Raw genomic sequence first — 19,467 nt, forward strand, 5'->3', positions numbered from 1 at the left:
AAAATAAAAAGCTTAAATAGAGCTGCATATTTTTTATTTTAAATGGCGGATGCATAGAATGGCAGCCGCTATTTTTTTGCATTAAATAGCTCGCTCTTTCATTATTTTCCGGAAATACACGCCAGCTTTGCTTAATATGATCTGATGCAGGGAGCGATATGATGGAAGCGATTGATAAACTGGTGTTGGCACGGCAACTACCTAATCAGGCGGTGGCTTTGGTTTTAGCGGGTGGGCGTGGCTCGCGTTTAAAGGATTTAACCAATCACCGTGCTAAGCCTGCGGTGCATTTTGGAGGTAAATATCGAATTATTGATTTTGCCTTATCAAATTGCCTTAATTCAGGGATTCGTCGCATCGGTGTGATTACGCAATATAAGTCGCATAGCTTGCTCAGGCATTTGCAGCGCGGCTGGTCGTTTTTGCGTAATGAAATGAATGAATTTGTCGATTTACTCCCCGCCCAGCAAAGAGTGGACGAGGAACATTGGTATCGCGGTACCGCCGATGCGGTATTTCAAAACCTAGATATTATCCGTAGCTACAAAGCGCAATATGTAGTGATATTGGCGGGGGATCATATTTATAAAATGGATTACTCCCGCATGCTACTCGATCACGTCGAAAATAATGCGGCGTGTACTATTGCCTGTATTGAAGTCGATAAAACGGCCGCCTCGGCTTTTGGGGTAATGGCGGTGGATGAAAATAGAAAAATAACCGCCTTTATTGAAAAACCACTCGATCCGCCCGCTATGCCCAATAAAAATGATAAGGCCCTAGCATCAATGGGCGTGTACGTTTTTAACGCTGATTATATTAACCGTATGTTGGCCGAAGATTTAGCCGACGATGCCTCCAGCCATGATTTTGGCAAAGACATTATTCCGCGCATTGTGGCGGAGGGCCGTGCATTGGCGCATCCGTTTTCAGCCTCTTGCGTCTCTAGTGATACGAATGCGCCGCCCTATTGGCGCGATGTGGGGACGGTGGATGCGTATTGGGAGGCCAATTTAGATTTGGCCTCGGTGCTGCCTGATTTAGATATTTACGATAAAGATTGGCCGATTTGGACGCATCAAGAGCAGCTTTCTCCTGCTAAATTTGTGCAAGATATCAATGGCAGCCACGGTATGACGCTTAATTCCTTGGTATCGGGCGGCTGCATTGTTTCTGGCTCGTTTGTAAATAACTCGGTGTTGTTTTCTAAAGTGCGCTTGCACTCATTTTGCGCCATTGATTCTGCGGTGATTTTGCCATCGGTAACGGTAGGTAGGTCTAGCCGCCTGCGCCGCTGCGTGATTGATCGCGGCTGCCAAATCCCAGAGGGCACGGTGATAGGTGAAGACCGCAGCGAAGACGAGCGCCGCTTTTACTGCTCAGAAGGCGGCGTGGTGCTGGTGACCAGAGAAATGTTGGCGAAGTTATGATTTAACCCAAATCTTGAAGCACAGAGGGGATGTGACGCGCTAAGGTTTTCATACACTAAATACACGAAAAAAGCCAAAAATACAGATTGGTTTGATTCAGCTTGCACTCATTGTTATGTTTTTTATAAGCGATTGATTTTGATCGATATGTAAATAAAATGGTGGGGATACCCAATCCTATCAGTTCGTGCTTGATGTGTTTTTTGTGGATGACGTATTTTTTGATCTTGCGGCGTGTTTTTGCCGATCAATTTTTCAAACCCAATGGTAGCAATCTATGCGCGTTTTACACGTTTGTGCCGAGCTATTTCCTTTGCTAAAAACGGGTGGCTTGGCGGATGTCACTGGGGCTTTGCCGCTGGCTTTGGCGCAGCAGGGGTGCGACGTGCGTGTGCTCTTGCCGGGGTTCCCTGCTATTTTGAATGGCTTAGATATTCAGGGCGAAGTGGCCACGCTCAATAGCATGGCAGGGCCAATTAAACTCTTGTTCGGCCACACTTCCACCGGTATTGCCGCCTATGTGATCGATTCCCCACACTGCTTTGATCGGCCAGGTAGCCCTTATTTGGATGTTGGGCAGCAGCCTTACAGCGATAATCATCTGCGATTTGCATTATTGGGCTGGGTGGCCGCACAGCTAGCCAGTGGCGCAGATCCTTTTTGGCAGGCCGAGCTGGTGCATGCGCACGATTGGCATGCGGGCTTGGTTCCGGCGTATTTAGTGGCGGCGGGCCGGCCAGCTAAAAGTGTATTTACTGTGCATAACCTTGCCTATCAAGGCTTGTTTCCCCTTGCGGCTTTTGCCAGCCTAGCGCTGCCGCCAGAATATTTCTCAGTGGAGGGGCTAGAGTTTCACGGCAAGATTTCTTTTATGAAGGCGGGGCTGTATTTTTGCGATCAGATCAGCACCGTTTCACCACGCTACGCGCAAGAAATCACCCATGATGAGCAGGGCTGCGGCCTAGACGGCTTGCTACGCACCCGTTCTGCTGATTTAAGTGGCATTTTGAATGGTGTGGATGAGCAAGTGTGGCACCCGCATACTGATCCTTTGATCGCCGCCCATTACAGCGTAGATAAAACCCAAGGCAAGGCTAAATGTAAGCAGGATGTGCAGCTGCGCATGGGGCTTGCGCAAGTTACTGATCAGCCTTTGTTTGCCGTGGTCAGCCGCCTCACCGAACAAAAAGGCCTGCATCTGGTGCTGGCAGCTTTAGATGAAATCACGTCTCGGGGAGGGCAGTTTGTGCTGCTGGGTGGGGGCGACACCCAGCTTGAAGACGCTTTTAAAGCTGCCGCCGCCGCAAATCCTGAGCAAATTGCGGTGCAAATTGGTTATGACGAAGCGTGCTCGCACCGCTTAATGGCCGCTGCTGATGTCTTACTGGTGCCCAGCCGTTTTGAGCCATGCGGCCTCACCCAGCTGTATGCCTTAAAATACGGTGCACTGCCGCTAGTACGCAGAGTGGGGGGGCTAGCCGATACGGTTGTTGATTGCAGCTTAGAAAACTTGGCCGACGAAAGCGCTACGGGCTTTGTGTTTGATGACTTTAGCGTTGCAGGGCTATCTCAAGGCCTACGCCGTGCTTTTATTCTGTGGCAGCGTACTAAAGATTGGAAAACAGTAAGACGCACCGCCATGCAGGTTGATTATGGCTGGGCCGCTGCAGCGAGGCAGTATGCGGATCTATATCAAAAAATGTTGCTTACCAAATGACGGCAATTATCGTAAAAGTATTGGTTGAAATTCGAGCAAGGTGAAATATTTTTTCCAGCCATGCGCCGCCTAAGGCTTAATGAGTTTTTAGGTGAACCCTATGGCGCTTATTTAATAGCCACGCTGGCGCATTACGGTTTAGCTGTGCACTAATTAATATTCTTGGGTTATCTGCTGGGATTTGCCTACACAGCGCTTTAAATAGTAATAAAAGGAGCACCCGATGACGGTATCTTTTGAATATGATTCCCCTGGTAATGATACCGAGGCTTTAAAGCATGCTATTGCTAATAAGCTGGTATTTTTTATTGGTAAAGATCCTATCGTGGCACAGCCTAAAGACTGGTTGAATGCCACTTTTTTGGCGGTGCGGGATAGATTGGTAGAACGCTGGATGCGCACCACAAGGGCGCAGTATTCTCAGGATTTAAAGCGGGTTTATTATTTATCGATGGAGTTTTTAATTGGCCGTGCCCTATCTAATGCCTTATTAGCATTAGAATTATTTGAGCCGGTTAAAGCCGCGCTAGATGAAATGGGGGTGGATCTAAATGAGATTCTAGATTACGAACCTGATGCCGCCTTAGGCAATGGGGGCTTGGGGCGCTTAGCTGCTTGTTTTTTAGATTCAATGGCTACCATGGGCGTGCCTGGCTTTGCTTATGGGATTCGCTATGATTTTGGAATGTTTAAACAACGCATTATTGATGGCCAGCAAATAGAAGCACCCGATACGTGGCTATCTGCTTTAAATGTATGGGAGTTCCCCCGTGATGAAATTCAATATGTGGTGCAATTTGGCGGAAGAATAGAAACTGAAGGCGCTACCGTGCATTGGCTAGATACGCAAAATGTATTGGCGATGGCTTATGATTATATTATTCCAGGCTATCAAACCACGGCCACAAATACTTTAAGACTTTGGTCGGCTAAAGCCTCACGCGGGATTAATCTATCTAAATTTAATCAGGGTGATTATTTAGCTGCGGTAGAAGAAAAAAACCATAGTGAAAACGTATCACGGGTTTTATATCCTGATGATTCAACGCTGCACGGTAAAGAACTGCGGCTGCGGCAAGAATATTTTTTTGTTTCGGCCTCTTTACAAGATATTTTGCATCGCTATCTATTCACCCACGAATATTTTAATCAATTAAGTGATAAAACAGCCATTCACTTAAATGACACACATCCAGTATTGGCTGTTCCAGAATTAATGCGCTTATTAATGGATGATTTTCATCTGGATTGGGATACTGCTTGGGGATACACGCAAAAGATTTTTTCTTATACCAATCACACCCTGATGAGCGAAGCGTTAGAAACATGGCCGGTAGAGATGTTTTCTCATTTATTGCCCCGGCATTTAAAAATAATTTTTGATATTAATGAGCGGTTTTTAGCTGAGGTGAAACAACGTTTTGCGGGTGATGATGCCTTGATTAGCCGTGTTTCTTTGGTGGATGAATCGGGTGAGCGTAAAATTAGAATGGCCTATATTGCTGTAGTGGCTAGCCATAAAGTGAATGGCGTTTCAGCCCTGCACTCACAATTAATGAAATCAACCATCTTTGCCGATTTTGCCCGTATTTATCCAGAGCGCTTTACCAATGTAACCAATGGCATTACGCCTAGGCGTTGGTTGGCACAGGCAAATCGGCCGTTAGCGGATTTAATAGACGATAAAATTGGCAAAACTTGGCGGGTAAATTTAGATGAATTAGCCGAGCTAAAACCTTTAGTTGAGGATAAAGGTTTTATAAATTGTTTTATGGCGGCTAAGCGGCAAAATAAAGAACGTTTGGTTCGTTATATTGCGACGCATTTGGGTGGGGAGATCTCCCCTGATGCGCTATTTGATGTGCAAGTAAAACGTATTCATGAATATAAACGGCAATTGTTGAATGTATTACATGTGATTGCGCGCTATCAATTTATTTTAAAAAATCCAGATGCGGTCATTGTACCCAGGGTGGTGATTTTTTCAGGTAAGGCAGCATCGGCATATAAAACAGCTAAATTATTAATTCATTTAATTAATGATGTCGGAGCAAAGATAAATCATGACCCTAGGGTCGGTGATAAGCTTAAAGTGGTGTTTATTCCCAATTATAGCGTGAGCTTGGCAGAGATCATTATCCCCGCCGCAGATCTATCTGAGCAAATATCCACGGCGGGGACGGAGGCATCGGGTACGGGAAATATGAAGTTTGCATTAAATGGGGCATTAACGATTGGCACTTTAGATGGTGCCAATATTGAAATTGGCCAAGCGGTAGGAGCAGAAAACATCTTTATCTTCGGCAATAATAGCGAGGAGGTGCAGCGGCTGCGGCAAGAATCCTATAACCCACGGGCGATTTATGAGGCTGACCCGATTTTGCATGAGGTATTAAATAGCATCGCATCAGGATTATTTAGCCCAGATGAGCCGGAGCGGTATCGGGTGTTATTTGATTTATTGGTCAATTGGGGTGACCATTATCAATTGCTGGCAGATTTTGCTGATTATGTCAAAGTGCAAGGGAAAGTCGATGCCCTGTATTTAAAACCATTGGAATGGCATAAAAAAGCCTTGCTGAATGTGGCTGGGATGGGGCGTTTTTCTTCAGATCGCAGTATTAGCGAATATGCGCGTAAAATATGGCATAGCAGCAGTGTTAAATTATAGATCAAGGTTGATGATGCTCATGCTGAAATAAGCACAGTGGTTTAATGTCATCTGCCTCGTGTTTAATACTGAAAGTATATTTTTATAGTGGAAAATAATGCAAAAAGATCAGCACTTAATTGAAGAAAAAATCAGCAGCGAGCGGGTATTTGATGGAGCTTTATTACATATTAATCGCGATATTGTGCGCTTGCCTGACGGGAGTGAAGCCACGCGGGAATATGTGCTGCACCCCGGTGCGGTGATGATTATCCCCATCTTGCCCGATGGCAGGCTGCTGATGGAGCGGCAGTATCGCTACCCTATGCACCGCGTGTATTTGGAGTTTCCCGCAGGCAAGCTGGATGCTGGTGAAGATGCTCTGGCTTGTGGCAAGCGTGAGCTGCTGGAGGAAACCGGCTACACCGCACTAGAGTGGCAAAAACTAGGCGTTCATCACCCGATTATTAGCTACACCAATGAAGAAATCCATTTTTACTTGGCGCAAAACCTAACTGCAGGCAAGGCTCAGCTGGATGAAGGTGAGTTTGTGGAATGCGTGGCGGTGAGCCTAGATGATCTGATTGCTGGTGTGCTGGACGGCTCGATCACCGATGGCAAAACCGTAGCAGGGATCTTTTGGGCGGAGAAAATACTGAGTAGATAGAAGTTCTCTAAATGGGATTGATTCTTTGCTAATTACATGATTTATGTTAAATATTTATGACGTAATGTTATTAAAATAAATAAAAATTTCTCGAAATATTAATAACTTCGAATTAATTTTCAAATACCTTTGATTGGATATTAGGAAAATCAGTAGTGTCATTCTCGGAGCTCCGCTACGCTGTCGGATCATCGATAAAAATTCGAGGATGATATTCTGTTCCCTACTTAAAATTTAAGCATCAAAACTTGTTATTCTCGGCTTATCTTCGATTCAACCGAATGGAACTCGTACCTGATAATGAATTAAATTTCACTTGTTATTGCTTTATTTTCCATATATGCTTATGGCATTTTTGTTAATTGTATTGCTACTAGCTGATGGTTTTTAAGTTAATTGTGGCAATTAACGATGTACTAAATAGATTAATTAACACTTATCCCATACTGTTGATATGGTTAGAGAAACCATTTTTCGTCATTGTGTTGCGATGTGGATTAAAAAATATCGTTATAGGTCAACTACATAATGGCTCTGTTTTTATATTGGTTTTTCGAGGCTCTTATCATCACTAAGTGCTCACCACCATCTTAACTGTTGGCAAAAAAGCATCGTGTGGGTATATAAACTTTTGCTTAATTTAGCATTCTCAATAGGTTTACCATTAATGAAGATTTTTTCCGTTATTACCCTAGCTGCAACGCTGTTCATTTCCGGTTGTGCATCTGTCGATATGGCTTCTAAAGCTGATTCTGCAAAAGCAAAAGAATTTAATGCACCAAGCCAAGGCAAGGCTGGTGTTTATGTTTATCGTAATAGCTTTGTTGGTAAAGCCCTCAAGAAAGATATTTGGGTGGATGGCAAGTGTGTCGGCGAAAGCGCTCCAGATGTGTTTTTCTTTACAGAAGTTGAAGGCGGAAAAACCCATAAGATTGATACTGAATCTGAATTCTCTCCAAACACTTTAGAAGTGATGCTTGAAGAAGGTAAAAATCACTTCATTCGTCAATATATTAAGATGGGTGTGTTTGTAGGTGGTGCTGGTGTAGAGCAAGTACCTGAAGAGCAAGGCAAAAATGATGTTGCTAAGCTCAGTCTGGCAAAATCGGGTAAGTGCAGCACAGCAAAATAATCAGCAATACCCGCCAAATAAGGGATTTTTAACCCTTATGCGTAGAAGTGCAGAACTGCTCTGGCTATCCACCATTTTGCTGACGGCTGGGGAGTTAGATCAAGCCTGTGCTTTTACGCTTAGCTAGTTATTTTGTGTGTGTTGCTGATTTTGCTTGGATGCCAGTGGCCTATGCCAATATAATCTGATCTTTCTCCGCACTTTCTGGTTTATGACAGCACGCCGCTATCAGCTCAGCCTACGTATTGCCTTCTTGGCGATCATGCTGCACGTCCTGATGCCCTTGCTGCACGCCACTTTGCCGCAGTCTGCTTTAAGAAGCAGCGTTTTTTGCGGCACGATGACGCCGATTGTTGAATATCAGCTCAGCCAACTTCCAGGTAGTAAGCCTGAATCGTTATTAGCAAAGGCAGCTCCTGCCTGCGTGCTTTGCGCTCATGCTGATCAGACTCAGGCTCCGGCCTTAGATATACCGGAGATGGTAGCGGCGGTGGCTATGTTGCCGCATAGTTTTGGCATGCCAGCAGCGCCACCATTGCGCCTGCACCGCAATTTATCCCTCCCTCCCCCTGGCCACGCCCCTCCTGTTTTTTCCTAACAGATTCTTGATATGCGCGTTTTGCTAAAAAGCTAAGTTCTGTAGACACAGAGCCAAATGAGAACACAGAGCACACGGAGAAAACCTAAGGCTTGTCTGTGTGCTTTGTGTTCTCACCAATCTCTGCGCTTACAGATCTGAGGTTTTTCAGTCTTTTTGTCTAAATACTCGCGCGTCATTCATGGATCTGTTCAGCCTTTTTGCACCCAGCTTATCTGGCGTGCTTTTTTATGCTGTTTGGAGAAAACCATGCGTTTATATGCAATTCTTGCTTGTCTTATTTTGTCTGCCTGCAATTCTAGTGGTGATAACGCCACGGCCACGCCGCTTAGCCCTTTGCCTGATCAGGCGATTGCCGTGCAGTTTGCACTGAAAGCAGGAGGGCAAATGGCGGAATGTAATACCACACTGCCAGCGTTGGGGAGCCGCGCCACACCGGCCAAGCTGCGCGATGCTCGTCTTTATGTGCACGATATCAAACTGATTAATGCCCTAGGGCAGGAAGTACCGTTGGCGCTAACGCAAAATGCCTCGCAATACCTGAATGTGGCGATGCTGGATTTTGAAAACAAAACCGGTCATTGCGTTGGTAGCTCAGAGCTAAACCAGCAGGTGACGGGTACTGCGCCAGGCGGCCAGTATGTAGGGCTTAGTTTTAAAGTGGGTGTGCCTGATACCGCCAAAGATGCGGCGGGCAAAGAGGTGATTCTGAATCACAGCGACACGATGGCCGTGCCTTCGCCATTAAATAATATGGCGCTGGGTTGGAGCTGGCAGGCGGGGCGTCGCTTTGTGCAGCTAGAGCTTAATCCGGATGTGCCTGCGGTGAATGGCAAAATAGTGAATTGGTTTTTTCACTTAGGCGCAACCGGCTGCAAGGCGGATGCGGTGAATGCCAATCTATTTAGCTGCAGCAATCCCAATATTTTGCCTCTGCGCTTTGCCAGCTTTGATGTGGCCAAGCAGCGGGTGGTGCTAGATTTAGCCAGCCTCTTGCAAGGGGTAGATATGAGCCAAGATGCCGGTGGGGCAATGGGGTGCATGAGCGGGCCGACCGATCCTGAATGCGCGCAAATCTTTAATAATCTTGATCTTAATCTGAATGAGTCCGCCGCAGGCAAGCAGGATGCGGGCCTAGCTAAGGGCGATGGCAGCTTCTCTAAAGTATTTAAGGTTGAACTGAAATGATTTTACGCTGCCTGCTGGCAGCGTTAGTGCTCGGCGGCTGCGTGCAGCCGGGCACTTCTACCGATGACCCAGCTCGCCAAAGTGCGAGTTGGTCATGGGAGCTGCCGTTTTATTTCCCTACTCCAAAAGTGCCTAGCGACAACCCAATGAGCGAGGCCAAGTTTCAGCTGGGTCGCTCCTTGTTTTATGACGTAAGGCTGTCTGGCAACGGCCAGCAAAGCTGTGCTTCCTGTCATGAGCAGGGTAAAGCATTTACGGATGGCCACGCTGTGGCGACGGGCTCTACCGGTGAACACACGCCGCGTAATGCGCAGAATCTGGCTAATGTGGCTTGGCACAGCACTTACACTTGGGCTAATCCTGCGTTGGTTACGCTAGAGCGCCAAATGGAAGTGCCCTTGTTTGCCGAGCATCCGGTGGAAATGGGCATCAACGATCAGAACAAAGCCACGGTGCTGGCGCGCTTTCAGGCTGATCGTGAGTCTGTGCAGCGTTTTGCAGAGGTTTTTCCTGGTGAGCCGATCGGCTTTAGCCAGATCATTAAAGCCATTGCCACTTTTCAGCGTGGGCTGATTTCTGCTTCTTCTAAATATGATCAGTATTTGCAGGGCAGGGCCACGCTATCTTCTGCCGAGCTGCGTGGTAAAGATCTGTTTTTTGGTGAGCAGGCGGAGTGCTTTCACTGCCACGGCAGCTTTAATTTTAATGATCAGGTACGTCACGCAGGCTCTAACACGGCAGAGACGCTGTTTCATAACACCGGTCTTTACAATATCGATGGCAAAGGGGGCTTTCCCGAGCCTAACCGAGGCTTGTTTGAGCTGAGCGGTGTGGCTGGTGATATGGGCATGTTTCGTGCGCCAAGCTTACGCAATGTGGCGCTCACCGCACCCTATATGCACGATGGCAGTATCGCTACGCTGGAAGAAGCCTTGGATTTTTATGCCGCAGGTGGGCGTGAAATCAAGACTGGCCCGCATAGCGGGGATGGCCGTCTTAATCCGTTTAAAAGCGATTTGATTGTTCGTATTCAGCTAAACGAGCAAGACAAAGCCAATATCGTCGCCTTTTTAAAGACACTCACCGATGAAAAATTTATTAATGATCAGCGCTTTGCTGATCCTCGCCGCAGCAAATAACGCCATCGCCCACGACGGGCCACATGATCAAAATGCTGGCGATACGCAAATTAATCTGCTGGCTGATATCCGTTATCTGAGCGGCGATTCGGCATGGCCCAGCACCCTGCCCGTATTGGGTAGCAACAGGGATGATCGGCGCGGCGCGTGGTATGACGGCTCAGGCTTGGAATGGCGGCAACGCTGGACGCCAGAAGTAGATACGCTATTGGTGGCTGCTTACGACGAACACGAGCAGGGCATGGTGCTGGATCATGCGGTGATTCGTTATCAGGTAGCAACGGCTCAACTGGCCTTAGGGCGGCAGTCCCCCGTGTTTGCCGATGCCGGATTAAGCCCATGGGCGCTGCCTGATTTATGGCTTTATACGGTATTAGCTGATGATCACTGGCACGAAGATGGCTTAGCCCTGCGCTATACCATGGGCAATCTGACGGCGCACGCGGGTGTTTTTAATGGCCACGGCTATCCAGGGGCAGAAAGTGCGATGTGGACTGCAGGCTTAGTATGGCAGGATGGCCCTTGGTTTGTGGCAGGCCATGCTGCGTATTTATCTGAGGTAAATCGTTCCTTAGTCACAGACGCGCATAGCGGGCATAGTCATGCTGGGCAGGCGGTGGGCTGCGGTAGGCTCACAGATTGCTTGGCTGGCAAATCCACGTTGCTGCGCGCAAAGGCTGGCTGGCAGGGGAATCAATACTGGCTGCAATCAGCGTGGAGCTGGCAGCAGCAGGACGGTCAGCTTGAAAGCACGCTGGGCCGCGTTGCTTATCAGGGGGAGCTAAACAGCTTAGCGTTTGAGGGTGGGATCAAGATCACCGAAACCATCAAGCTGGCGCTGCGCCATGAATGGATGGGGAGCAGCCATCAGTTAGTGGGTTTTAACGCTGCGCAAATCGCCAGTAAAAACGGCATCGCCAATAGTGATGAGCAGCCGTACCAAACTGGGCTACGCCTAGCATGGCAAGCGCATCCTGCGCATTTGCTGGCGTTAGAGCTTTACCAAACCCAGCGTAGTGGTGAATCTAATCATTTGGCGATGTTGCAATGGCAGATGAATGTGCGGGTGTATTGATGGTTAAGTATTTCATGTTGGGTGTAAGTATCTACACAATTTCTGTAGAAGAAAAAGGTTATCGGCTTAAGGTTTAACGATCAACAGTGCCCTCAAGTTGATAGGATTGGCTTGCACCCGCCCTACGTGACTGATTTATTGCTTCGCAGCAACTTTTTTAAACCATGTTCTACTTTTATTAAATCAGGAATTCTAAAAATGAAAAAAATCGCCGTATTACTCGCTTCTTCCATTTTGTCTGTTTCGGCGTTTGCCCATGAATACAAGGCGGGTGATATTCGAGTGGTTCATCCTTTTTCGGTGCCAACACTGCCTGGTAAGGACGTTGGCGCGGCCTATATCGGGCTTGAAAATAAAGGCGAAGCCGATGTGCTGCTTACTGCCAGCACAGAGCGTGCCGAGCGGGTTGAGCTGCATACCATGAGCATGGAAGGGGACGTCATGAAAATGCGCCAGATTAATGAGCTGGAAGTGAAGGCGGGTGAAACCATTAAGATGAAGCCGGGTATGGGCTATCACCTCATGATGTTTGGCCTAAAACAACCCTTAAAGGCGGGGGATAAATTTCCGCTGAAATTACAGTTTAAAAAATCAGGCGCGGTTGAGGTGTCGGTAATGGTGCAAGAGCGTGAAGTGGGCGCTAAAGCGGCAGAAGGGCATTTCCATTAATTGCAGCGCTTAAAGCCTTACTTTGCTTCAAACTCACTCTGCGGCTAGGGGGCACGGCTGGTTACGCCTGATATTTAATTAGGGTACGGCCAGTCGTGTGCTTACTACATTTATGCTTTTTGTGAGAGGCGCTTTGCGTGTTGCAAGATGGCTTTCGTAAAGCTAGATACATTTCTTATTTCGTAAGTAATTGATTGCTTGTTTTGGCTTTGAGCAAGCTGATGATGTTGGCAATTTTTTCACCTCCCATTCCCCGTTATTCTAAATTCACAATATTTTATGCGCTTGTCATCGGCATAAAATGCCAATATATGCGCTAAATCAAGCACGCTTACGGCATAAAGAGCGATGCTCTGGCTACTTTAACTCTGCATTGGCCTAAATTGCTTAATATAGAAAATAGATTCCTGCTGAAAGTAAGTATTTACGCGGTGTAGCGGGCATTTTGCACATTTAAAAACAATACTATTTACGTCGCCTTAGTTCAATTTTTGCGTTGTTAGTTCCGTTGTTGTGAAAATTACCTCTGTAAAAGTGGGATTTTTAAGTAACGCACCGCTACGTTTGTAAGGTATTAATAGTAGCAACACAACACTTGATACTTACAAAGGATGCCCAGATGGCAAATCAGCCTAGCCACCCTAAAGGCCTCTACCTTTTATTCGCCACTGAAATGTGGGAGCGCTTTTCTTACTACGGTAACCGTGCTTTATTAGCGCTGTTTATGATTTCTGCGTTGTCTTTTGACAAGCATTTTACCTCGGCGCTGTATGGGCAATATACGGGCTTGGTGTATCTGGCTCCGCTGGTTGGCGGCTATGTAGCCGATCGTTTCTGGGGTAATCGCCGCTCTATTGTGGTGGGTGGATTATTGATGGCCCTAGGTCAATTTTTACTATTTTTTGCAGGTACTTGGTTTCAAGAAGCTAAAATTGCGATCCCGCTGTTTTATAGTGGTTTAGGTTTTATTATTGCGGGCAATGGCTTTTTTAAACCCAATATCTCAACCATGGTTGGCCAGCTTTATGAGCCAAACGACAGCCGCAAAGACACGGCCTATACCATTTTTTATATGGGGATTAACTTAGGCTCGTTTATGGCACCACTGATTTGTGGCGCTTTGGGCGATACGGGTAACCCTGCAGATTTTCGTTGGGGATTCTTGACTGCTGGCGTGGGGATGCTGATTTCCTTAGTGATCTTTATTAGCTTTCGTGACAAGTATCTGGTTGATCCGGCAGGAAAATTGATCGGCTTGGCACCAGGTAAAATCAGTGCAGAAGAGCGTGCTATCCGCGATACACCGCTGACTCAAGTGGATATCGAACGCATTATCGTGATTGGCGTATTGTCATTTTTCGTAATTTTCTTTTGGTCTGCATTTGAGCAAGCGGGCGTCTCGCTGACTTTCTTTGCTGCCGAATCGCTTGATCGTGAAGTGCTGGGCTTTACCGTGCCAACTTCATGGTTCCAGTCTTTAAACCCAGTGTTTGTGCTGATTTTTGCACCAGTATTGGCGTCAGTATGGACTTTTCTTTCTAAGCGCGGCGCAGAGCCAAGCTCACCAACCAAGATGGCTTGGGGCCTGCTGTTCCTAGGTTTTGGTTATATCGTGATTGCGATGGCAGTAAAGCATATCGAGCCAGGCGTAAAAGTATCGATCATGTGGTTGGTGACGATGTACTGGCTGCACACCATGGGTGAGTTATGTCTTTCTCCGATTGGTTTGTCCTTGGTGAATAAGCTCGCTCCAGCCCGCTTTGCATCGCTTTTGATGGCGGTTTGGTTTACCGCCAGCGCGGCGGCCAACTGGTTTGCCGGTATCTTGGCGGGTTTCTATCCAGAAGCGGGCCAAGCTATCCCAAGCTTTATGGGCTACCAAATTAACGGCATCTATGAATTCTTTATGCTATTTGTAGGGATGGCGATGGCCGCTGCGGCGCTCTTGCTCTTGTCGACCAAGAAACTGCAAAAAATGATGCATCAAGGCGTAACGGCTTAAATTCTTTTAAGCTCTGATGTTTAAGTGATGGCCCGTTTCAATGAAACGGGCCATTTTTTATTGGCGCAATTCTGCACTCTCATTGGGAGCAAAGCATCGTAGGGAGGCTGAAGCCCCATATGCGCTAAGCAAAAAAAGTTATGTTTAAGGGTTTTTTGGTTTTATCACTAAAAATATGCGCTATATGCCCGAATTACCGAAATATCCAGCTCGCCCAGATCGGTACTCCAGCGTAAAATACCATTCCATGCAAAATCCATCTCTTCCTTCCCATCCTATTGGCGTGTTTGATTCTGGCGTTGGCGGTTTAACCGTAGTGCGCGCCTTGATGGACAGACTGCCGTTTGAAAATATTATTTATTTTGGTGATACCGCCCGTGTGCCTTACGGGGTGAAATCGGTGGATACCATTGCCCACTTTACTCAAGAAATTGCTCAGTTTTTGCAAAATCAGCAGGTGAAAATGCTGATCATTGCCTGTAATACCATGGCGGCGGTGGCGGCGGATTTGGTGCGAGCCAATGCCAATGTGCCGGTATTGGACGTGATTGAGGCGGGCGCTAAAAGTGCTGTAGAGGTGAGTTGGACGGGAGGAATTGGCGTGATTGGCACGCCAGCCACCATCAACTCTAACGCCTATGCCCGTGCCATTCATCAAATTAAACCGAGCTATCGAGTGTATTCACAGGCTTGTCCGTTGTTTGTGCCGCTGGTAGAAGAGGGCTGGCTAGATCATCCGGTGACTAAACTTACGGCGCAGGAATATTTAAAACCGGTCTTTGTAGAAAAAATCGACACACTGGTTCTGGGCTGTACCCACTATCCGCTGATTAAGCCGCTGCTTTTAGACGTGGTAGGAGGGAGAATGAAACTAGTTGATTCGGCCTTATCCATTGCTGATCAAGCGGCTGATTTATTGCAGTCTTCTGGCATGGCCAACCCAAGCCACCAGGCGCCGGAATACCGTTTTTACGTGACCGACGTGCCGGTTAAATTCCAAAGCGTGGGCGAGCGCTTTTTGGGGCGCAGTTTAAATAAGATTGAGCGGGTGAATCTGTAATCACGCTTAGGCTAAAAATGGTTAATCCACAAAAAGCACGAAAAAACACGGGCGCTTAAACTTGTTTCTTCGTGTTTTTTGTTGGGAATCATTCTTACTTTTTTAAGCCCAGTCCGCTGCCATCGCCCTGACGGTATCAATTACGAGCTGCTTGCTGCTGTCGCTGCGCTTGCCGCTGCGCCACGCCATCATGACTTCCCATTCCCAAACAGGTAAATCGCTGATCTCTAGTTTGATTAGCCGCCCCTCGCGTAAATCTCGCTTAACGGCAACTTCAGGCATAAAGGTTAAAAAGCCATGCTCCATGGCCATTTCGCGGGCGGCGCTGGCGGGTTGAATGGCGTGAATAGGGCCGCTAGCGGTGCGATAACTGCGTAGCTGATTGATGAGCTGGTCACAGCCATCTCCCCAAAATTGTGGGGCGAGTTGCTGGTTGGCAATTTCAGCCAAGCTTAAAACCCCAGAACGAGCAAGAGGGTGGCGTTTGTGCACCACCGCCACAATAGGGGAGCGCCAAATGCGCTCCATCTGAATGCCGGCCATGGGCGGACATTTTAAGATAAAGCCAAGCTGGGCTTTGCCGCTTAATAGCTGCTCCATGATATTGGGCGAATGATCGCTATTGCAGCGGATTTCGAGTGGTGCTTTGGCGAGCGCCACCAAAATAGGCCCAAAAATCACCGAGGCTAAAGAGGGCATACAGGCTAACTGCATTCTAGGGAGGGCCGGTGCGCCTTGTAGCGTTTGGCGGCCGGTTTCTAGCGCGGCTAAGGCTTCTTTGACTGAGGGTAAAAATGCGAGGCAGGCTGCCGTGGCAATGGCTCCTCGGCGATGGCGCTGGAATAACTGTGTGCCTAAATCGGCCTCTAGCAGGCTGACGCGTTGGCTAACCTGAGGTTGTGACCAGCCGCGCCTAGCCGCTGCTTGGCTAAAACTGCCACAGGCCACGATATCCAGCAGTAATTGCAAATCATCAAGGCTAAGAGACATAAGAAAAACCTATATTAAATATTGCCAGTTAATGACTTCTATAATAACTGTCATCGGCCCAGAATATGCATTAATCATTCATAGGGGCAAGAAAATGGCAGGGGCAGAGCGGGCAAGGCGCTTGGGGCGGCGTTTTATTATGTTGGATAATATGCTGGTGGTGTGTGGGTTTTTTTTGGTGTTTCCGCTGATCAGCCTGCATTTTGTAGACCAATTAGGCTGGGCTGCCGCCGCTGTGGGTTTGGCCTTGGGTGTGCGGCAGTTATCGCAGCAGGGGTTGGGTTTAATTGGTGGCTCTTTGGCGGATCGCTTTGGGGCAAAACCTTTGATTGTGGCTGGGATGCTGCTGCGGGCGGCAGGTTTTGCCGTGATGGCATGGGCCAGTCACCCCAGTATTTTGGTTTTTTCCTGCGTGCTATCTGGCTTAGGTGGCATGTTATTTGATCCGCCCCGTAGCGCTTTAATTATTAAGCTGACTCGCCCTGCCGAGCGTAATCGTTTTTATTCGCTACTCATGATGCAAGAGAGCGCCGCCGCCATGTTGGGGGCTTTGATTGGCTCATGGTTGCTGATTTTTGATTTTTATTGGGTGGCGATGGGCGGCTGCGCGGCCTTTATATTAACGGCCTTGGTCAACGCTATTTTCTTGCCTGCTTATAAAGTAGCCGCAAAACGGACTTCGGCAATGGCAGCAATTCGTACGGTGCTGGCTGATAAGCCTTTTTTGGTGTTTGTGCTGACGCTCAGCGGCTATTACGTGCTCTGTGTGCAAATCATGCTGTTGATGCCTGTGGTGATAAAACAATTGGCAGGCACGGCACAGGCGGTGGGCTGGATGTATAGCTTGGATGCCATGCTGGCACTGTGCTTACTTTATCCTTTGGCAAGATTAGGCGAGCGTTATTTCAGCTTAGAAACACGGGTTTTGGCGGGGATTGCTTTAATGAGCATCAGCATGACCGCGATGGCTTTGGTGAGTGGGATTGTGGCGGCCTTTGTGGTGCTGACGTTCTTTTATTTGGGCACATTAATTACCGAGCCAGCTAGAGAAGCGCTATTGGCCCGTTTTGCCCAGCCAGAGGCAAGGGCCAGCTATATGGGAATGGGGCGAATGGGCTTGGCTTTGGGCGGCTTGTTTGGTTATACCGGCGGAGGGTTTTTACTCGATAACGCGCGTAGCTTGAATACGCCAAGCCTGCCTTGGTTAACGCTGGGCCTGATTGGTAGCCTTACTTTTATCGCTTTACACAGGCAGTTTTTTCCTTACTTTAAGGGCTTTAAGTATCATTTGAGGTTTGGTTGATTACAGTATTGTGTCGGCTTTGAAAATAATTTCACCGGCCTCCTTGTAAGCCTAAGCTGCTGAAAAACTTGGTTTATCCTTTATAAATAGCGTTTGTTAATTGTTTTTTTCTTACGCCTTGCCTGCTCTGGAGACTCTGGGGCAGGCTTTCCTCGTTTGGATGTAAATAATGCACATGCGAACAAGTAAGACTTGCGGTGTAATAGCGTGATGTAAGAGTGCATGATGATTCGAATTTCATTTAGAAACGATACCTTGCTGGCTGCGTTTGTGAGGCCTCACCGCTGTATTGCTTGCGTCCCCGCTTGGCAATATCCGCGTTTGGCTTGCTTATTGTTTTTGAAATAAGAATATTTCATTAATTAAAAATAGAATATTAAGTAAGTTTTAAGTCGAAATAGATATCATTTATTTATCTTTAAATCTGGCTTATTCGCTAGTATTTTTGGATGATTGTGTTTTTCTATTGCCGTACTGAATTGCTTGGTAAGAATACAGAGAATTGTAATGCAGTCTAAAAATTTAACTTTATATATTATCCTAGCCATGGTGCTGGGTATTATCTGTGGCTATGCCGTGAATCAATATGCAGATAACTCTGCTTCGCTGGCTTCTTTTGCTTCTTATATATCGCTACTCAGTGATATTTTCTTACGCTTAATCAAAATGATTATTGCACCACTGGTTTTCTCTACCTTAGTGGTAGGGATCGCCAGAATGGGGGATAGCGGCGCAATTGGCCGGATTGGCCTTAAAACCATGGGCTGGTTTATGTTTATGTCGCTCACGTCCCTTGTATTGGGCTTGGTGATGGTGACCATTCTTGAGCCAGGCGTGGGTTTAAATCTGCCATTACCCGCTGTGGGCACAGACAGCGGTGTGGTTAAAACCGCGATGAATCTGAAAGATTTTTTGCATCACGCATTCCCAAGCAGCATTTTCGATGCGATGGCTAAGAATGAAATTTTGCAAATTGTAGTGTTTTCTATTTTCTTTGGCGTGGCGGGTGCTGCGCTGGGTAAACGGGTTGCCCCGCTGGTGGATGTGATTGATATGGTGGCCCATGTCATGCTGAAAATCACCACCTACATTATGAACTTTGCGCCAGTTGCCGTGTTTGCTGCGATGGCGGCGGTGATTGCTAAAGAAGGGATTGACGTACTGGCGGTATATGGCAAGTTTGTGGCGAGCTTTTATCTCAGCATCTTTATGCTGTGGTGTGTGATTACCTTGCTGGGCTTTATATTTTTAAGAACACGGGTGTTTTCTTTGCTGCGCCGGATTCGTGGGGCGGTATTGCTGGCCTTTACCACGGCCAGCAGCGAGGCGGCTTATCCGCAAACCTTAGAGCAGCTAGAAAAGTTTGGCTGCAATAAGAAGATTTCCAGCTTTGTATTGCCAATTGGTTACTCGTTTAACCTTGATGGCTCGATGATGTATTGCACATTTGCCACCTTGTTTATTGCGCAGGCTTACGGCATTGAGCTGACCTTGATGCAAAAAATTATGATGCTGCTGATTTTGATGCTCACATCAAAAGGCATGGCGGGCGTACCACGTGCATCTTTAGTGGTAATTGCCGCTACGCTATCGCAGTTTAATATTCCAGAAGCAGGGCTATTGCTGATTTTAGGGGTGGATCATTTCTTAGATATGGGCCGCTCTGCCACCAATGTACTCGGCAATGCCGTGGCGACAGGGGTGGTTTGTAAGTGGGAAAACGAGCTGGGCGAAGAGCGTGATGTGTTGCCTGATGAGCTAGAGCCCAAAGTAGAGGTGCAGCCCGCGCCAATTTTGGATAAACCAGTGACTGTTTGATGGTTGTAATAAAAATGGCCCAGATGATT

At 47.2% G+C, this 19,467-nt stretch carries 15 protein-coding genes; 14 read left to right on the forward strand and 1 reads right to left on the reverse strand.

The features are described 5' to 3' along the window. Window positions 1–158: 158 nt before the first annotated feature. The 12 genes from glgC (at window position 159) to murI (ending at window position 15,327) form a co-directional block, all read left to right on the forward strand. Window positions 159–1,430 carry a glucose-1-phosphate adenylyltransferase gene (gene glgC, locus R6242_RS13405; RefSeq protein ID WP_293935912.1) on the forward strand — a complete coding sequence of 424 codons (1,272 nt, stop codon included), beginning with the start codon at window positions 159–161 and terminating at the stop codon, window positions 1,428–1,430. 277 nt (window positions 1,431–1,707) lie between these two features. Continuing rightward, window positions 1,708–3,147, forward strand: a complete 1,440-nt coding sequence (gene glgA, locus R6242_RS13410) for a glycogen synthase GlgA (protein ID WP_318427579.1) — start codon at window positions 1,708–1,710, stop codon at window positions 3,145–3,147. 223 nt (window positions 3,148–3,370) lie between these two features. Then, on the forward strand, window positions 3,371–5,818 hold the full coding sequence (locus tag R6242_RS13415; protein WP_318427581.1) for a glycogen/starch/alpha-glucan phosphorylase: 2,448 nt from the start codon (window positions 3,371–3,373) through the stop codon (window positions 5,816–5,818). Between the two features lie 97 nt (window positions 5,819–5,915). After that, window positions 5,916–6,464 carry an NUDIX hydrolase gene (locus R6242_RS13420; protein ID WP_318427583.1) on the forward strand — a complete coding sequence of 183 codons (549 nt, stop codon included), beginning with the start codon at window positions 5,916–5,918 and terminating at the stop codon, window positions 6,462–6,464. 667 nt (window positions 6,465–7,131) lie between these two features. Beyond that, window positions 7,132–7,596, forward strand: coding sequence for a DUF2846 domain-containing protein (locus R6242_RS13425; protein ID WP_318427586.1), 465 nt, complete (start codon window positions 7,132–7,134; stop codon window positions 7,594–7,596). A gap of 211 nt (window positions 7,597–7,807) precedes the next feature. After that, window positions 7,808–8,194 (forward strand): hypothetical protein, encoded by a 387-nt coding sequence (locus tag R6242_RS13430; RefSeq protein ID WP_318427588.1) that lies wholly within the window; start codon window positions 7,808–7,810, stop codon window positions 8,192–8,194. Window positions 8,195–8,443: 249 nt separating this feature from the next. Next, the gene (locus tag R6242_RS13435; RefSeq protein WP_318427590.1) at window positions 8,444–9,382 is read left to right on the forward strand and encodes an MbnP family copper-binding protein; all 939 of its coding nucleotides are present in this window, start codon (window positions 8,444–8,446) and stop codon (window positions 9,380–9,382) included. After that, window positions 9,379–10,521: a methanobactin export MATE transporter MbnM gene (locus R6242_RS13440; RefSeq protein ID WP_318427592.1), complete on the forward strand. Its 1,143-nt coding sequence runs from the start codon at window positions 9,379–9,381 to the stop codon at window positions 10,519–10,521. The genes R6242_RS13435 and R6242_RS13440 overlap by 4 nt, the downstream gene beginning before the upstream one ends. Further along, window positions 10,469–11,596, forward strand: a complete 1,128-nt coding sequence (locus tag R6242_RS13445) for a hypothetical protein (RefSeq protein ID WP_318427594.1) — start codon at window positions 10,469–10,471, stop codon at window positions 11,594–11,596. The genes R6242_RS13440 and R6242_RS13445 overlap by 53 nt, the downstream gene beginning before the upstream one ends. Before the next feature lie 198 nt (window positions 11,597–11,794). Further along, window positions 11,795–12,265 carry a copper chaperone PCu(A)C gene (locus R6242_RS13450; protein WP_293935902.1) on the forward strand — a complete coding sequence of 157 codons (471 nt, stop codon included), beginning with the start codon at window positions 11,795–11,797 and terminating at the stop codon, window positions 12,263–12,265. A 619-nt stretch (window positions 12,266–12,884) separates the two neighbouring features. Beyond that, window positions 12,885–14,267 (forward strand): peptide MFS transporter, encoded by a 1,383-nt coding sequence (locus R6242_RS13455; RefSeq protein WP_293935901.1) that lies wholly within the window; start codon window positions 12,885–12,887, stop codon window positions 14,265–14,267. A gap of 247 nt (window positions 14,268–14,514) precedes the next feature. Beyond that, window positions 14,515–15,327: a glutamate racemase gene (gene murI / locus R6242_RS13460; protein WP_318427639.1), complete on the forward strand. Its 813-nt coding sequence runs from the start codon at window positions 14,515–14,517 to the stop codon at window positions 15,325–15,327. Between the two features lie 102 nt (window positions 15,328–15,429). On the opposite strand, the gene R6242_RS13465 is transcribed toward murI, so the two are convergent. Continuing rightward, entirely contained in the window at window positions 15,430–16,317 is an 888-nt protein-coding gene (locus R6242_RS13465; RefSeq protein ID WP_318427597.1) for a LysR family transcriptional regulator, read from the reverse strand. Between the two features lie 31 nt (window positions 16,318–16,348). Here R6242_RS13465 and mdtH point away from each other — a divergent pair, with 31 nt between their 5' ends. Both mdtH and R6242_RS13475 read left to right on the forward strand, forming a co-directional pair. Next, window positions 16,349–17,620 carry a multidrug efflux MFS transporter MdtH gene (gene mdtH / locus R6242_RS13470; RefSeq protein WP_293935899.1) on the forward strand — a complete coding sequence of 424 codons (1,272 nt, stop codon included), beginning with the start codon at window positions 16,349–16,351 and terminating at the stop codon, window positions 17,618–17,620. A gap of 507 nt (window positions 17,621–18,127) precedes the next feature. Continuing rightward, entirely contained in the window at window positions 18,128–19,438 is a 1,311-nt protein-coding gene (locus R6242_RS13475; RefSeq protein WP_318427599.1) for a dicarboxylate/amino acid:cation symporter, read from the forward strand. Window positions 19,439–19,467 lie beyond the last annotated feature (29 nt).

The organism is Iodobacter sp. CM08, assembly GCF_033446605.1.
Taxonomy (GTDB): domain Bacteria; phylum Pseudomonadota; class Gammaproteobacteria; order Burkholderiales; family Chitinibacteraceae; genus Iodobacter.

Excerpts from the sequence above, each read along its gene's own strand:
- R6242_RS13465 (WP_318427597.1), bottom strand. The coding sequence starts at position 16,317 with ATGTCTCTTAGCCTTGATGATTTGCAATTACTGCTGGATATCGTGGCC.
- R6242_RS13450 (WP_293935902.1), top strand. The coding sequence starts at position 11,795 with ATGAAAAAAATCGCCGTATTACTCGCTTCTTCCATTTTGTCTGTTTCG.
- R6242_RS13430 (WP_318427588.1), top strand. The coding sequence starts at position 7,808 with ATGACAGCACGCCGCTATCAGCTCAGCCTACGTATTGCCTTCTTGGCG.
- R6242_RS13425 (WP_318427586.1), top strand. The coding sequence starts at position 7,132 with ATGAAGATTTTTTCCGTTATTACCCTAGCTGCAACGCTGTTCATTTCC.
- R6242_RS13455 (WP_293935901.1), top strand. The coding sequence starts at position 12,885 with ATGGCAAATCAGCCTAGCCACCCTAAAGGCCTCTACCTTTTATTCGCC.
- murI (WP_318427639.1), top strand. The coding sequence starts at position 14,515 with ATGCAAAATCCATCTCTTCCTTCCCATCCTATTGGCGTGTTTGATTCT.
- R6242_RS13420 (WP_318427583.1), top strand. The coding sequence starts at position 5,916 with ATGCAAAAAGATCAGCACTTAATTGAAGAAAAAATCAGCAGCGAGCGG.
- glgA (WP_318427579.1), top strand. The coding sequence starts at position 1,708 with ATGCGCGTTTTACACGTTTGTGCCGAGCTATTTCCTTTGCTAAAAACG.
- glgC (WP_293935912.1), top strand. The coding sequence starts at position 159 with ATGATGGAAGCGATTGATAAACTGGTGTTGGCACGGCAACTACCTAAT.
- R6242_RS13475 (WP_318427599.1), top strand. The coding sequence starts at position 18,128 with ATGCAGTCTAAAAATTTAACTTTATATATTATCCTAGCCATGGTGCTG.
- R6242_RS13415 (WP_318427581.1), top strand. The coding sequence starts at position 3,371 with ATGACGGTATCTTTTGAATATGATTCCCCTGGTAATGATACCGAGGCT.
- mdtH (WP_293935899.1), top strand. The coding sequence starts at position 16,349 with ATGACTTCTATAATAACTGTCATCGGCCCAGAATATGCATTAATCATT.
- R6242_RS13435 (WP_318427590.1), top strand. The coding sequence starts at position 8,444 with ATGCGTTTATATGCAATTCTTGCTTGTCTTATTTTGTCTGCCTGCAAT.
- R6242_RS13445 (WP_318427594.1), top strand. The coding sequence starts at position 10,469 with ATGAAAAATTTATTAATGATCAGCGCTTTGCTGATCCTCGCCGCAGCA.
- R6242_RS13440 (WP_318427592.1), top strand. The coding sequence starts at position 9,379 with ATGATTTTACGCTGCCTGCTGGCAGCGTTAGTGCTCGGCGGCTGCGTG.